The sequence below is a fragment of the Aurantimonas marina genome, from assembly GCF_017183135.1.
GTDB classification, from domain to species: Bacteria; Pseudomonadota; Alphaproteobacteria; order Rhizobiales; family Rhizobiaceae; genus Aurantimonas; species Aurantimonas marina.
Window position 1 is genome coordinate 133,116 of the sequence record NZ_JADDXW010000006.1, and the last position, 14,551, is coordinate 147,666.

Here is a 14,551-nt window from a genome sequence, read left to right on the forward strand (position 1 = left end):
CGGCTTTCACTTCTCAGCTGACAAGGGTTTGACGGGCGGAGGCGGCTGCCGCGACCAAGAGGCGCGGGTCCTTCGCAATGCAGATGGTCACGGTGAGTTCCCCGGTTTCGCCGCCACTGGAAACGAGATGGTCGATACTGACCTGTTCGAGACCGGCTTCTTCCAGATAGCCGACCAGCGTTGCGTCGGAAAAGCCGAGGCGCAGATGCGCGTGCTCGGCCCGCAGGAATTCCAACTCATGGGGGGCGAAATCGATGATCGCCAAACGGCCGCCCGGTGCAACGGCCCGCGCGGCCTCCGCGATGGCGGCTTGCGGATCGTCGAGATAATGCAGCACCTGATGGATGGTCACGAGATCGAAGGCCTGGCGCTCGACCGGCAGATGATAGGCGTCGCCCTGGCGCACCTGGGCGTTGAGGATCTGTGCCGCATCGAGCTTGGCGCGGGCGATCGCCAGCATCTCGCGCGAGGCGTCGATGCCGACCGCCCGTTCGCAGCGCGGCGCCAGGAGCTCGAGAATTCGCCCCGTACCCGTGCCAATATCGAGGAGGGTTCCGATCCGCTTGGTCCCCAAGGCGGTGACAAGTGCCCGTTCGACCTCGGCGTCGGCGGCATGCAGCGCGCGGATGCGATCCCAACGGCCGGCATTGCGGGCGAAATAGTCGGCGGCGCGACGGGCCCGCTCGGCTCGCACCGCTTCCAGCCGCTCACCGTCGCGTTCGACCACTGAGTCGGCCTCGTCCGCCCAGGATAAAAGCGAGCGCACCAGCCCAACCACCGACGCGTCGTCGCTGACACGGAAATAGGCCCAGGCGCCTTCCTGATATCGCGCCAGCACTCCCGACTCCACCAGCAGCTTCAAATGCCGCGAAATGCGCGGCTGCGATTGTCCGAGAATCGTCGTAAGCTCGCTCACCGTCAGATCGCTGCGGGCGAGAAGCAGAACGAGGCGAAGACGCGTCGGCTCGGCGACTGCCTTGAGGGCGTCGACGAGTGGCTCGAAGGAAAGTTTCTGGATGTCCAGCATGACGCATCTCGATTACGATATAAAGATATCTTTATATGAAGAAGGACGTCCGTGCAAGCGGTTTTCGATGAGCACGGTGCTTTCACCAAACCCGTTGGAGGGCAGGCGGTGCTGCCAGCGATCGGAGAAACGGCGATGACCGCCTCCGACCAACGCGCGCCGGTCGTTCGTCCTGGCGAGGTCCGCTTCGACGGGCCCGAGCCCAACTATGACGATGCGGGGTTGGTTTTCATCGGCCGCGTTCGGTCGCCCTGGGCGAGCCGGGACGAGTGTCCGAAAAACCTGTCCGACGCCCGCGAGCGCGGGCAACCCGCCCGGGTCGAGATCGACGCGCGCTGGCGCGGCGCACTGACCGGGCTCGGCGTGGATCGTTCGGTGTTCCTGCTGACCTGGCTGGACGGCGCCGAGCGGGATCTCGCCATACAGGCGCCGCGTCATGCCGACGGCCCGCGCGGCACCTTCATGCTGCGCTCGCCGGTGCGTCCGAACCCGATCGGGCTGCACCTCGTTCGGCTGCTCACCGTCGATCAACAGGCGGGCATTCTCACCATCGACGCCATCGACGTGCGCGACGGCACGCCGCTCATCGACATCAAGCCGTATCTGGCGTCGATCGACGCGCCGCCGGAGTAAAGAATGCGAACCGACCGTCAAAGGCGCCTTGCCCACGCACTGACCGCGACGATCCCGCGCGCGCCTTTCCTTGACGCCGATGCGATCCGCACGGCGGCGCGTGCGCACCACATGCGGGCGCTGTCGCCCCAGAGCGCCGTCTGGCTGGCGACCGTGGCCCATATCCGGCATACGCATACCGATTACGACGCCTTGATGGACGAGGGTTACGACCGGGACGCCGCCCGCTTCTTCGTCCTCGATGCCATCAACGCCGTGCTCGATCGCTGGGGTGGGACGCGGCGGCTCGATGCCGATACCGACGATGGGCCGCCGTCAGCAGGTATTGCCGAGATCACCCCAGCCGGGGACGAGAGCACCGGCCGCGCCTGATCCGGACAGGGCCTCATCGCAGCGACAGCCTCCCCGCGGCGCTATCCGTAAATCCACTGCTCCGGGACGCGGGCCTCGAAGGGTTCTCCGATCACGATGCGGCTTGGCTTCTCCACCCAGGCGACGAGGCCGCGCCGGTGCCTTGCCGCCGTGACGAAGCCGAGTTCGATGTCGTCACGCCCCTCGTACCGCCCGGCGACGGCGCGGCCCGACAACCGGCACGGACCGTTGTCGCCATCGATCCGCAAGGTGACCCCACCGGAAAACATCAGGATCGTGCGGGGCGGCAGCCAGGAGAGATCAACAATGCCTTCGACGAGCAGATTGCCGCCGATCCATTCCGGCCTGATCTCCGCGACATCCAACCGAGCGGCAGCCTCGGCGAGTTCGTCGGCGGCCAGCAGCGAAAGCTGGCGCTCGTTGCGGATTTCGGTGCCGCGCGGATACCACGGTTCGCGTCCGCCCGACCGGCGCGTGATTCCACCATGGCGGTCGCCGGCGATGCCGTCGAAGCCAAGATCGAGAGACGCGACCGGTGCCGTTTCGAAGCCGCCGTCGCCGGTGCGAAACAGCCCCGCAACCCAGCCGGCCCGCTTATTCGCGCGCGTTCGTATCATGGTTCCCCCCAACGGCCCGACTTCGGGCGGCCGCATACCAGCTACCCTTCCGCTTCCGATGGTTCGCTTGCCTCCGGCTCGACCTTTGCCTCGAACGTTATGACCCGGTAGATGTAAAAGATCACGATTAGCCCAAGAACGACATTCGACACTGGACCGACATAGGCCTCGACCGCGTCGTAGTTCTGCCCAAGCAGATAGCCAGCGCCGGCCAGCAGGCTGGTCCAGACGGCGCTGCCGATCGCCGACAGCACAAGAAAGACCAGTAGCGACATCTTTGCGATGCCGGCGGGCACGGAGATCAACGTGCGGACGGTGGGAATCAGCCGGCCGAACAGCACCGCAGAATAGCCATGCCGGCGGAACCAGCTGTCTGCGGAGTCCACGTCGTCGGGAGCCAGCGTGAGCCAGCGGCCGTGACGCGCCGCGAGCCGTTTCAGCCGCCGTTTACCGATCAGTTTGCCGGCGTAGTACCAGGGGATGACGCCGGCGAGCGATCCAATGGTGCCGGCCAAAATCACCGTGAGCATCGACATCTGGCCGCTGGCGGCCTGGTAGCCGGCCAGCGGCATGATCAGTTCGGAGGGAATCGGCGGGAAAATGTTCTCCAGGAACATCAACAGGGCGATGCCGAAGGCACCGAGGCTGTCCATCAGGGTCTTGACGAAAACATCCATGAGCAAATCCGTGGCTTCCGGGACTGGACCCTGTTCGACGGCGGGGCGGACCCGTTCACCGCCAAGCAACGAATACCGACGCGTAACGATCCGCCGCGGGAGGAAATAATCCCGATGCGACCGGCACTGGTCCGCGCCGTTCGCTTGCGGCCGTCAGCGATCGATGCTCATGTGGCGCGATGACGACGGGCCTTCGGAGCTTCGACAACTTCTCCTGGGCAAGCCTCCTGGCCGGCCGCGACGTGCTGATCTGCGATGGCGACGCCAGTCGGGCGCTGCAGACCGCCGAGGCGCTGGAGCGGGCTGGCGCCCGCGCGACGATCGCGGAAAGCCAGAGGGTTGCACTCGACCGCCTGCCCCGTCGCAACTTCACCCTCGCCGTCGTCGCGCTGGACGGTGTGGGCGAAGTCGATGCGGTGCTGTCGAAGGCGCTGAACGCGGCCAACACGAAACTTCTGATCATGGCCGAGCCGGCGCGGCATCCAAGCCTGCGCGATGCCGAGCCCCGCACCTGCGTCGTCGGCCTTGCGACCAGCGAGCGGCAATTGGTGATGATGCTCACCGCCTCGAAGGACGAATAGGCTGCGACGTTACCCCAGCGCCGAACCAATCGAGGTTTCGATCTGCTGCTCGGTATAAGGTTTCTGCAACACGGGACAGGTCTGCCATTCCTCCTCAAGGCCCGAGCGCCCATAGCCGGTGGCAAAGACGATCGGCACCCCGGCACTGCGGAAACGTTCCGCCACCGGATACACCTTTTCTCCCCCGACATTGACATCCAGGATCGCGACGTCGACCTCCACGCCGGAGTCGATCATCTCATGGGCGCCGTTGAGGCGCATAGCCAGCCCCACAACCTCGCATCCGAGGTCAAACAGCATATCTTCCAGTTGCATGGCTACAAGGCTCTCGTCCTCGACGACGAAGATCTTCAGACCCTTCATGGCATGCGATCCGTTACGCGGCTGAGCTGTCAAATTCGTCCACCTCGGACAGGGCAATCTGGAACCGACAAATGAGCCCGGTTTTGCCGAGGTCAAGGGAAAGAGCACCGGCAAGCTCGCCTTCGATAATCCGCCGCAGCATACGGATGCCGAAACCGGGGATCAGACCGCGACCGGCGGGACCGCCCATGGTCTCGCGCCAGATCACGTTGAGGTGCCGGCCGTCACGATGCTGCGACGTATTCCATTCAACGGCGAGGGTGCCGGCGGAAGATGCCATCGCTCCATAACGGTCCGCATTGGTGGCAAGTTCATGGAAAACCATGGCGAGCGCAATCGCCCATTTCGATGTCAGGTGTACCTCTGGGCCGGCCATTCGAATCCGCGCCGGGTCGAACGCAGCGAGTTCCTGGCGCAGCAGCACAGACAGGCCCGCCGCTTCCCAGCGACGTGCCGAAAGGACGTCGTGCGCCTGGCTCAACGCCATGATCCGCGCCTCGAAGGCATAGCGGGCCTCCTCCGGATCGGTGATATTGCGAAAACTCTGCCGCGCCATCGCCTGAACGGTCGATAGCGTGTTCTTCACGCGATGGTTCAATTCGTCGATCAAAACCCGTTGACGTTGTGCCGCGCGAATCGATTCGGTTCGGTCGAAGCCCTGAACGAAGACACCGGATATCTTTCCGGCGGCGTCGCGGATCGGGTTGTAGGAAAAGTCGATGAAGGACTCTGTGGGCTCACCCTGCGGCTGTGACCGGATCATCACCCTGACGCCCTCGCCGGAAAAGCTGCGGCCTTCGCTGAAGACCTCATCCAACATTTCGAAGAAGCCCTGCCCTTCGATTTCCGGGATGACGGTACGGACCGGGCGGCCAATGGCGTCGCGCCCACCGATGAAGCGGGAATAGGTATCGTTGACGAAGGTAAAGACATGGTCGGCTCCCTGCAGCACCGCGATCATGCCCGGCGCTTGGCGGAACAAACCACGGAATTCCTCGGCTTGAGAGACTGATGTCTGATAGGCTTCCTCGACGTCCTGGGCGTGCTTGAGCAGGGCCAGTTCACTGGGGACCGTGCGGAACGGCACCGAACTGGCTTCCTTCAGACGGGCGATCTCCGTGACGTCGACAGTATTTTGGATAATGAACTCGACTTCGTCCTCGGCGCTCCTTACCGGCGTATGCGTTGCCGTCCAATAGCGTTGCTCAAATCCGCCGCCAGCCGAGAGCGGGCGGGGAATATCGTAGGGAATGAAGGCGATCGTATCGGGCTCGCCACTCTTGAGCACCTCATCGAGGGAGGCCTTCAGCCGGCGCCCGCTCTCCCCTTCATTAGGAAACATGTCGAAGAGCTTCCGTCCCACCAGTTCCTCGCGCGGGCGCATTACCGCACTCTCGTAGGCGCGGTTGACGGCGACGTAACGCAACTCCGAATCCAGCACCATGTAGGGACTGGGAAGGGCATCGAAGAATGATTCAAATTGCGGGGGTCTCATTCAGCGATATACTCTGTCGCACAAGGCTGCCGCCTGGCTTCCGCTTCCGTCCCACTCATCTACAGGTCCTCATACACTGAACCTCGGCGCCCTTGCACCTTGGCATACCCTTTTTTCCTGCTTCCGGACTGCCTAGGCAAGCCGAAGGATCACCACAGAGCCGAACATCCGGACCGTCGTGATGACTGCTTTCGTGCATGTATGCAGCCGCCCCTCGTCCAAAAGACCCCGCACTTCAGACGAACGCCAGCTCGTATCAACGCGCGAGCGGGTCTTCGGTTTCACAGAAATATAGCCGGCTACGGCTGGCATGGTTTTTTCTTCGTCGGTGAAGGCAGCTTCCGTGCCCGTGTTACTATCCAGGCGTCGCCTCCCAGCGGCACGATCATCCATTCGGGATCCCGTATTCGACTCTCGGCCTCCGATTACAAGTTTTCTAACTGTTCGGGTGATCAATTCTTACCTCGCACGTAATTGAAAAACCCGGGCAGGCCGTGCATTAGGTCATCCGTGTTTTGGTGGCGGAGGCAGGGTGGCGGCAACCGGCAGACGGTTCGCCCTTACCTGCCGGCGCCGCAAGATGCAGCAAGGCCGCAGCGGGCATGGGAAGCGCCGCGGGCCTGACGAAAGAGCCGCGAAGCCGCTTCGGCGGATTCCACGAAGGAGAGAGTGATGCAGGATTCAGCCGAGATGGCCGTGGCCACGGACGCCACCACCCTCCGCCACATGGCGAACGGAATCCGCTTCCTGTCGATGGACGCGGTGGAAGCGGCCAAATCCGGCCATCCCGGGATGCCGATGGGCATGGCGGATGTCGCGACGGTGCTGTTCAGCCGATTCATGAAATTCGACCCCGCCCGCCCCGACTGGCCGGATCGCGACCGCTTCGTCCTCTCCGCCGGCCACGGTTCGATGCTACTTTACTCTGTTCTGCATCTGACCGGCTACAAGGACTTTTCGATCGAAGAACTGAAGCGCTTCCGCCAGATCGGCTCGAAGACCGCCGGCCATCCCGAATACGGTCACGGCGCCGGGATCGAGACGACGACCGGGCCGCTCGGCCAGGGCCTCGCTACCGCCGTCGGCATGGCGCTCGGCGAGCGCATCCTGAACGCCCGCTTCGGCTCCGACTTCTGCGAGCACTTCACCTACACGATCGCCGGTGATGGCTGCCTGATGGAGGGCGTCAGCCAAGAGGCGATCTCGCTCGCCGGTCATCTCAAGCTGAACAAGCTGATCGTCTTGTGGGACAATAACCATATCACCATCGACGGTTCCACCGACCTGTCGACGTCGGAGGACATGCACAAGCGCTTCGAGGCCGCTGGCTGGGCGACGCTGGCTGTCGATGGTCAGGATCCCGACGCCGTCGCGGAGGCGATCGAGGCGGCGCGGAGGTCAGACCGCCCGACGATGATCGCCTGCCGAACGACGATCGGCTACGGCGCCGGCAAAAAGGCCGGGACCGCCGGCATCCACGGCTCGCCGGTCGGCGCGGAGGGCATTGCCTATGCGCGCGAGCACCTCGCCTGGGCGTATGAGCCGTTCGTGCTACCCGACGATGTCACCGATTTCTGGAAAGCAGTGGGTCGACGCGGCGCGACAGAGGCCGACGCCTGGGCCGACCGGCTCGCCAAGGCGGATTCGCAAAAGGCCGCCGACTGGAAGCGCATGATGGCCGACGGGTTCGACGGCGATGCCGCCGCAATCCTCGCCGAGGTCAAGGTGCAGCTTGCCGGAGAAAAGAGCGTCGCCACCCGCAAGGCCAGCCAGACGGTGATCGATGCGCTGACCGCGCAATCGATGAAGCTGATCGGCGGCTCGGCCGATCTGTCTGGATCGAACTTGACCAAGGCCGGCGCGGCCAAGCCGATCTCGGCCGAGGACTACACCGGCAACTACATCTACTACGGCGTGCGCGAGCACGGCATGGCGGCCCTGATGAACGGCCTGTCGCTGCACGGCGGCTTCGTGCCGTTCGGCGGAACCTTTCTTTGCTTCACCGACTACGCCCGCCCGGCAATTCGCCTGTCGGCGCTAATGGAGCGGCCGGTGATCTACGTCATGACCCATGATTCGATCGGCCAGGGTGAGGACGGGCCGACGCACCAGCCGATCGAGCATCTGGCCTCGCTGCGGGCGATGCCGAACATGAATGTGTTCCGCCCGGCCGATGGCGTCGAGACGGCCGAGTGCTGGGAACTAGCACTGGCCGCGAAGGCGACGCCCTCGACCCTGGTGCTGACGCGCCAGGGCGTGCCGACGCTGCGGACGGATGGGACGAAGGAGAACCGCTCGGCCAAGGGCGCCTATGTCATCGCCGCGGCTGACGGCAAGCGCGACGTGACGATCCTCGCCACCGGCTCGGAGGTCGGTCTCGCGGTGGATGCGAAAGCTCTCCTCGCCGAAAGCGGCATCAAAGCCGCCGTCGTCTCGATGCCCTCTTGGGAGCTCTTCCAGGCGCAGCCGCAGTCCTATCGCGACGAGGTGCTCGGTTCGGCGCCGCGTGTCGCCGTGGAAGCGGCCAGCCCCTTCGGCTGGGCGCGATATGTGGAGAGCGAGGACGACGTCGTCGGCATGAGGAGTTTCGGCGCCTCGGCACCCGGACCCGATGTCTACAAGCATTTCAACATCACGCCGGCTGCCGTGACAGAGAAGGCCCGCGCCAAGCTCGGACGCTGACCAGACCGCAAGTGCTGGAGACGCCGCGATACGCCCGGCCGGTCGTTGCCCAGTCGCGTCATACCGCAAGGCCGACTTCCGAAGAAGAGAACTGGACGTTGTCGCCAGGACGGCCTGCGTCTTTTCCGGGCCGGATCGCCTAAGCGACCTCGAACCAGGTCTTCATGCCGGCGACCTGATGCTCGAGCATGTGACAGTGCAAAAGCCACTTGCCCGGATTGGACGCTTCGAGCGCGATCTCGATGGTCTCCATCGGCGCGTTGAGCACGGTATCGCGCCAGTCACCGTTCGGATCGGCCTTGCCGTCGCGGGTCAGCACCTTGAAGTGGTGGCCGTGCAGATGCATCGCATGCGGCCAGCGGGTGTCGTTGAAGATTGTCAGCTTGACCGTCTGCCCGGCCGATGCGCGGAACAGCGGCTCGTCCATGTCGCCGGCGACGCCGTTGAAGGCCCAGACGCGCCGCAGCCCCACCAGCTCGTCGAAGCCCCGCTCGCGGCCCTCGACCATCGCGCGCTCCATCGAGCCCATGGCGCCGCCGGCCATATCGAGCCGGACGTCGAGGACTTTGTCCATATCCAGCGCGTGGCGCATGGTCTCGGCCAGCGGCTGTACGTCGCTCGGTTTCTCGGGCAGCGCCGCCCGGTCGTCATAGACGAGATCGGCGGCATCGATCCATGCCTGGTCCGCATAGATCTTGATGGGGACGCGTGCCCCAGGTTCTGCCTGACAATCGATGACAACGTCGGCACGCTGCGCCGGGGCGAGGACGACCACGTCGTCATTGAGGCCACGCGGCGCAACGGGATGGCCGTCGACGGCCATCAGGCGGGGGTCAAGCCCTTCGAGCGAGACCCCCAGGATGCGGGCGTTGGCGCCGTTGATCAGGCGCAGGCGGATGCGCTCGCCGGCCCTGACCGGCAGTTCAGGTCCAACGGTGCCGTTGACCGTCACCACGTTGCCGATGCGCCCGCCGTGCCCCCAATCCATGAGGCTGCCGAGGTTGTCCTCGTCGATCATGCCATCGCCGGTGAGGCGCCAGTCGTCGAGGAACAGCGTCAATTCGCGATCGGCGCCGCCCCAAGGTTCCGGCTCCTCGACGATCAGCGGACCGCTCAGCCCCCGCGCCATCTGTTCCCAAGAACGGTCATGGCTGTGGTACCAGAAGGTGCCGGCGTCGGGCGCGATGAAGTCGTAGTCGAAGCGGCCCCCCGCCGGAACCGGATCCTGGGTCAGGCCGGCAGCGCCGTCCATGGCGTTGTCGATCCGAATTCCGTGCCAGTGCACGGCCGTCGATTGCGGCAGGTCGTTGACGAGGCTGCGCTGGACCCGCTCGCCGGCCTTGACACGGATCGGCTCGCCGGGCGTGACGCCGTTATAGGCCCAGACCTTCGTTGGACCGAACGAGTCGGCGGGCAGAAGCTGCGCCACGCCAGGAGCCGCGCGCAGTTCCGGCAAGGGTTCGGCCGCGAATCCCGAACGGATCGCGGCCGGCGTGAGCGCCGATCCGGCGAGAGCGGCCGTACCCAGCATGAAGCGGCGTCTGGAAATCATAGGTACCCTCGAGAATTCAGGCCGTTGCGGCAGAAGACATCCGCCGGAGCGGCGCTGCGCCCCCGGAGAGAGGCACATTTGATTATGAACCGCGGGCACCCCGATCCGGGATGCCCGCAGTCGATCACTTACTTTCTTCCCGCGCGGCGTTCAACGAATCGTGCCGCGTGCGGATTTCTTCCGGCCAGGTCGACTTGATGTAGGAAAGCACCGCGACGATCTCCTCATCGCTCAGCATCTCCGCATAGGCCGGCATCGCCGACTCGTACCCGCCACCGACGACCGCCGCCGGCCCCAACTTGGTCAGTCGGAACAGGGTCTCGTCATCGTGGTGCCAGGTATGACCATTCACGTCGTGCGGCGGCGCCGGCATCAGGCCATCGGGACCGGGAGAGCGCCAATCCGGCTGCCCCTTCAGATCGGCGCCGTGGCAGGAGGCACAGTTCGCCGCATAGAGCGACTGCCCTTGCGCCACGGTGGCGGCGTCGGCGGGGCGCAACAGCCCCACCTGCCCGCCGCCGAGAAGCGACATGACGGTCCAAAGGCCGACTCCCGCCGCGACGAATACGGCGAGGATGAGTCCCCACCGCATCACACCAGCCCTTCCGGTTCCTTCGCTGCGCGCACCAGAACCGTCGTGCCGTCGGGGACGCGGTCGTAGAGATCGATGATCTCGTGGTTCAGCAGCCGGACGCAGCCCGAAGACACGGCGCGACCGATCGAATGGGCCTCCGGCGAACCGTGGATGCGATACAGCGTGTCCCGTCCGTTCTGGAAGAGATAGAGCGCCCGCGCGCCGAGCGGATTGTTGAGCCCCGGCGGCTGACCGCCATTAGCGGCAGAGTATTTTTCCAGTTCCGGCTGACGCTCGATCATTTCTTTGGGCGGCGTCCAGGTCGGCCAATGGCGCTTGTACTGGATCGTCGCCTTGCCCGACCAGGCAAAGCCGGCGCGTCCAACCCCGACGCCGTAGCGCAGGGCCTTGCCACCCTCCTGAACGAGATAGAGAAAGAATTCGCCGGGATCGACGACAAGGGTTCCAGGAACCTCGCCGGTCGGATCGTCCACGATTTGACGCCAGTATTTGGGTGCCACCACGCCGGGCGGGACCGCCGGGATCGGATAAGGCTCCGTGGTGATCGGTCCGTATGAAAGGGGATATGGCGGAATCGGCTCCGGTTTCGGAGCTGCGGCCAAGGGCGGCGGCGAGGTGACACAGCCGCTGACGGCCAGTGCCGTCGCGGACAAGCCGGCGCCGAGGATAGCGCGTCGTGTAAGCATGTTGATAATCCTGATTCAATAGACGTGGCGGCCGAATACGATTGGCCGGAGACGGCGTGAATCAGGTCCGGGGCGGCTTCGTCAGCGGAGGCGGCGCCAACGATCGCCAGCCGAGGTCGGCTGTTTGGCTTTGGGATACACTGGTCGAGGGAGCACCGGTCGAAGCGGACGCGAGAATAGCGATCAGATCGACGACACAGCGGCTGGACTGTTGGCCCTTCGCGGCCATGCCGCAACGCTTGCCCGCATTGCTCCACGCGCGCGCCGCCATGCCGCTCGCCGCTGGGATCGAGACGTCGATCGCAGACGCCGACGCGATGCCATGGGCGGGCGCCAACAGCATCGGGACGATCAACAGGAGGGTCAACAGAAGCCGAATCATGTCAGGTGTCTAGTTCATCATCCCGTCGAATTGAAGGCGCGGCCATACAATGCCGCGTGATACTGCGGTGACCGCTGCAGGCCGGCGATCCTTCCCAAGCGCAGGCCCGCGGAAAAATCCATGTGGCCTGCGGGATCTTCTTGGAGGGCTGCGGACGAGCTGGCTTCGCAGCCGCACGACCGGAACCCGATGTCGCTTTACTTCGCCGCGACGATCAGCGGACCGTGCATGCCCATTTCGTAATGCCCCGGGATCAGGCAGGCAAACTCGAACTTGCCGGTCCTGGTGAAGGTCCAGACCAAGTCGCCGTCCTCCCCCTCGTCCAACCGGATGGCGTTGGGGTCGACATGCTTCATGTCCGCAGACATGGCCATCTCGCCCTTGTGCTTCTGGTTCGCCTTCGGCGTGCCGATGACGAACTCATGCTCGAGCACACCGTCGTTCTCAATCGCGAAGCGGATCGTCCGACCCTGCTTCACCTCGATTCTGGAAGGCTCGAAGAGCATGTCGCCATCCTCGGTCTCCAGCATGGTGATCTCGATGGTCCGGTCGACAGCGTCGGCCTTACCGGGCTTGCCGACGGCCATTTGCTTATTGTCGCCCCCGGCGTGCGTTCCGCCGGCAAGCACCGGGGCGGCAATGACCGTGGATGCGAAAGCGGCGGCGATGATCAGTTTGTTCAACATAGGTCGTTCCTCGTTATTCACTTGCGATACGTCCCTCCGATCGCGGCCCTCAATGGCCGAGGGGTTGCCGTCACGCGGCGACTGCACCGCACGGATCTGGAAGGAGTGTGATAGTTGGAAGTTCAGGAATGCCGCCCGGGATCCATCTCTGGACCGCGCTCAGGTCGATCGGCTGGAAACCGAAAGCCACCGAAATCGATCGGATGCGACGGGCGCGGCATCTTGATGTCAGGCGCGGGGCGGCCCGACTGCCGTCGCGACCGGCGATCCGATCAATTCGGCGACATGGGAGGGAATACGAGCTTTAACGGCATCGGAGGCCACGGCACCAAACGCGACAGCGACGTATTTGACCGGACAATCGCTACTGCATGAACTGTCCGCGGCGGCCGCCCCATGCTCGCCGGCAAACGAACCGATCGCCTCGACCACACCAGGTCCATGACCGCCATCAATAGTGAGGACGGCGTTCCAAGAAGCGGCATGACGGTAGGTCGGAGCCGCTCCTGCAGGTGCGAATTGCGACAACAAAACCGTCATCGTCACCAGGACCACGGTCAGCAGTCTGATGGTCGCTCGCGGCGGTTTCGTCGATGGCGTCATGCCAAATCCCGTAACGATTCCAGGCGAATCTGTCGATCCTGAAATCTTGAATACACATCGAGGGAGATGGCGATGTTGCATTGCAAACATGTGGGGTCGCCATCGGTCCCAAGGATCGTGCGAAGGGCTCGAATTTCATCGGAAAGTGGCCATTCTCTGACGAAGCCCATGCCCAATATCGGCGCGGCCTCGTCCATGCGCGCCTTATTGCAGGCTTGCAGTCGAAAGCGGCAGAAAATACGCGCTCAACGGCAGCAGCAGCGTTGCGATGGCGGCCCCAAGCGCGACAGCGGAGGCGAGCGGATCACGGTGCTCGAGGACCGCCGCCTCGCCGGCGATGATGACTGCCGTCGCCACCCGCAGATAGGGATAGAGCGAGACCACGGTATTGATCAATGCCGCCACCAGAAGCCACAAATAGCCGGCCTCGAAGGTCGCGGCGAACAGGGCGAACTTGCCGACAAAACCGGCAAGCGGTGGAATGCCGACCAGCGACAGCAGCGACACGAGCGCCGCGACGGCTAGCAAGGGGCGTTGCCGCAAAAGACCGCGCCACGCTTCGATCCGGATGCCGCCGGTCGCCGTCATGACCGCGAACAGGGTAAGATTCGCGGCCAGATAGGCGGCGAGATAGAACAGCAGCGCCGGAACGGCGCCGCTCGCTCCGCCCATCGCCACCACGGCCAACAGGAAATAGCCGGTCTGCGCGATAGTGGAATAACCTAGAAACCGGCGAAGATCGGTCTGCCGGAACATCGCGATATTGCCCCACGTCATCGCGACGGCCGAGAGGATGGCCACCAGATTGCCGACATGGGCGATGTCGGCCGGAATCGCCGCTGAAAAGCGGACGATCGCGAGCAACGCACCGATTTTCGGGACGATGGACAGAAATGCCGCAACCGGCGGCGTCGTGCCCTCATACACATCGGGTATCCAGAAATGCACCGGGACGAAGCCCGCCTTGAAGCCGAGGCCAAGCAGGACGAAGGTCACCGCCAGGGCGACCGCCGGAAAGTTACCAGGATCCAGGCGTGCGCCGATGTCTGAGAGGATGGTCGTGCCGCTCAGGCCATAGAGCAGGACAAGGCCGAAGATCAGGGCGGTATTGGTGAGCGCGCCGAACAGATAGAATTTGAGCAGAGCCTCCATCGCGCTGGGATTGGCGCGGCGATAGGCCACCAGCGGATAGCTGCCGACAGAAGCGAGCAGAACGCCGAGCAAGAGCTCCATCAGATCCCCCGCCCCGGCCAGCATCACCGCACCGAGCGCCGAGAACAGCATCAGCGGATAATATTCGGCCTCGCGCGCGTCATCCTTGATCGTGCGGATCGACAGCACCATCACGGCCGCGGTCCCCAGGAAAATCAGAATCGCAGCGATCGCCGAGGGGGCATCGACCACGAAAGTGTCTTCGAAGACGAGACCCGGCGGCGCCGAAAGCTGCATCGCCGCGACGGCGGACGCGATCACCAGTATTCCGATGCACCACCAGGCCGACAGCGTCTGGCGGTGGCGCGGCAGGAAAATGCCGCCGACCAGCGCCAGCACCGCCCCGGCGAGCGCGAGGAGGATATGCAGGATGGCGCCCAGCTCCATC

17 protein-coding genes and 1 pseudogene are annotated in these 14,551 nt (G+C 64.4%); 4 read left to right on the forward strand and 14 right to left on the reverse strand.

Annotated elements, in window-relative coordinates:
• Positions 1-13: 13 nt before the first annotated feature.
• The gene (locus tag ING15_RS09290; RefSeq protein WP_206454513.1) at positions 14-1,027 is read right to left on the reverse strand and encodes an ArsR/SmtB family transcription factor; all 1,014 of its coding nucleotides are present in this window, start codon (positions 1,025-1,027) and stop codon (positions 14-16) included.
• A gap of 51 nt (positions 1,028-1,078) precedes the next feature.
• Between ING15_RS09290 and ING15_RS09295 the strand changes: the two genes are divergently transcribed.
• The gene (locus tag ING15_RS09295) at positions 1,079-1,660 is read left to right on the forward strand and encodes an SAM-dependent methyltransferase (protein WP_332873803.1); all 582 of its coding nucleotides are present in this window, start codon (positions 1,079-1,081) and stop codon (positions 1,658-1,660) included.
• A 3-nt stretch (positions 1,661-1,663) separates the two neighbouring features.
• Positions 1,664-2,032: a DUF2293 domain-containing protein gene (locus tag ING15_RS09300; protein WP_206454514.1), complete on the forward strand. Its 369-nt coding sequence runs from the start codon at positions 1,664-1,666 to the stop codon at positions 2,030-2,032.
• 41 nt (positions 2,033-2,073) lie between these two features.
• On the opposite strand, the gene ING15_RS09305 is transcribed toward ING15_RS09300, so the two are convergent.
• Positions 2,074-2,649 carry an MOSC domain-containing protein gene (locus tag ING15_RS09305; protein ID WP_206454515.1) on the reverse strand — a complete coding sequence of 192 codons (576 nt, stop codon included), beginning with the start codon at positions 2,647-2,649 and terminating at the stop codon, positions 2,074-2,076.
• A gap of 41 nt (positions 2,650-2,690) precedes the next feature.
• Positions 2,691-3,326, reverse strand: coding sequence for a DedA family protein (locus ING15_RS09310; RefSeq protein WP_206454516.1), 636 nt, complete (start codon positions 3,324-3,326; stop codon positions 2,691-2,693).
• Between the two features lie 179 nt (positions 3,327-3,505).
• On the opposite strand from ING15_RS09310, the gene ING15_RS09315 reads away from it, so the two are divergent.
• Positions 3,506-3,907 carry a hypothetical protein gene (locus ING15_RS09315; protein ID WP_206454517.1) on the forward strand — a complete coding sequence of 134 codons (402 nt, stop codon included), beginning with the start codon at positions 3,506-3,508 and terminating at the stop codon, positions 3,905-3,907.
• A 9-nt stretch (positions 3,908-3,916) separates the two neighbouring features.
• Here the strand turns inward: ING15_RS09315 and ING15_RS09320 are convergent, their stop codons facing one another.
• From ING15_RS09320 to ING15_RS09330, 4 genes and pseudogenes are all read right to left on the reverse strand, one after another.
• Complete coding sequence (locus tag ING15_RS09320; RefSeq protein WP_206454518.1) at positions 3,917-4,270, reverse strand: response regulator; 354 nt, start codon at positions 4,268-4,270, stop codon at positions 3,917-3,919.
• Positions 4,271-4,283: 13 nt separating this feature from the next.
• Entirely contained in the window at positions 4,284-5,357 is a 1,074-nt protein-coding gene (locus tag ING15_RS09325) for a sensor histidine kinase (protein ID WP_332873806.1), read from the reverse strand.
• A 39-nt stretch (positions 5,358-5,396) separates the two neighbouring features.
• Positions 5,397-5,765, reverse strand: a pseudogene (locus ING15_RS19845) (PAS domain-containing protein); the annotation flags it as partial.
• Between the two features lie 132 nt (positions 5,766-5,897).
• Positions 5,898-6,158 (reverse strand): hypothetical protein, encoded by a 261-nt coding sequence (locus ING15_RS09330; RefSeq protein ID WP_206454520.1) that lies wholly within the window; start codon positions 6,156-6,158, stop codon positions 5,898-5,900.
• 279 nt (positions 6,159-6,437) lie between these two features.
• Between ING15_RS09330 and tkt the strand changes: the two genes are divergently transcribed.
• A complete protein-coding gene (gene tkt, locus ING15_RS09335; protein WP_232845666.1) occupies positions 6,438-8,447 on the forward strand; it encodes a transketolase in 2,010 nt (669 codons plus the stop codon).
• A gap of 139 nt (positions 8,448-8,586) precedes the next feature.
• On the opposite strand, the gene ING15_RS09340 is transcribed toward tkt, so the two are convergent.
• The 7 genes from ING15_RS09340 to ING15_RS09370 form a co-directional block, all read right to left on the reverse strand.
• A complete protein-coding gene (locus ING15_RS09340) occupies positions 8,587-9,999 on the reverse strand; it encodes a multicopper oxidase family protein (RefSeq protein ID WP_206454521.1) in 1,413 nt (470 codons plus the stop codon).
• Positions 10,000-10,123: 124 nt separating this feature from the next.
• On the reverse strand, positions 10,124-10,591 hold the full coding sequence (locus tag ING15_RS09345; RefSeq protein ID WP_206454522.1) for a c-type cytochrome: 468 nt from the start codon (positions 10,589-10,591) through the stop codon (positions 10,124-10,126).
• Positions 10,591-11,280 carry a L,D-transpeptidase gene (locus tag ING15_RS09350; RefSeq protein ID WP_206454523.1) on the reverse strand — a complete coding sequence of 230 codons (690 nt, stop codon included), beginning with the start codon at positions 11,278-11,280 and terminating at the stop codon, positions 10,591-10,593. Before ING15_RS09350 ends, ING15_RS09345 begins: the two co-directional genes overlap by 1 nt.
• Before the next feature lie 61 nt (positions 11,281-11,341).
• Positions 11,342-11,662, reverse strand: coding sequence for a hypothetical protein (locus ING15_RS09355; protein WP_206454524.1), 321 nt, complete (start codon positions 11,660-11,662; stop codon positions 11,342-11,344).
• Positions 11,663-11,859: 197 nt separating this feature from the next.
• Positions 11,860-12,348, reverse strand: a complete 489-nt coding sequence (locus ING15_RS09360) for a cupredoxin domain-containing protein (RefSeq protein ID WP_206454525.1) — start codon at positions 12,346-12,348, stop codon at positions 11,860-11,862.
• A gap of 228 nt (positions 12,349-12,576) precedes the next feature.
• On the reverse strand, positions 12,577-12,951 hold the full coding sequence (locus ING15_RS09365) for a hypothetical protein (RefSeq protein WP_206454526.1): 375 nt from the start codon (positions 12,949-12,951) through the stop codon (positions 12,577-12,579).
• A 204-nt stretch (positions 12,952-13,155) separates the two neighbouring features.
• Positions 13,156-14,550, reverse strand: coding sequence for an NADH-quinone oxidoreductase subunit N (locus tag ING15_RS09370; protein ID WP_206454527.1), 1,395 nt, complete (start codon positions 14,548-14,550; stop codon positions 13,156-13,158).
• Position 14,551: the final 1 nt, after the last annotated feature.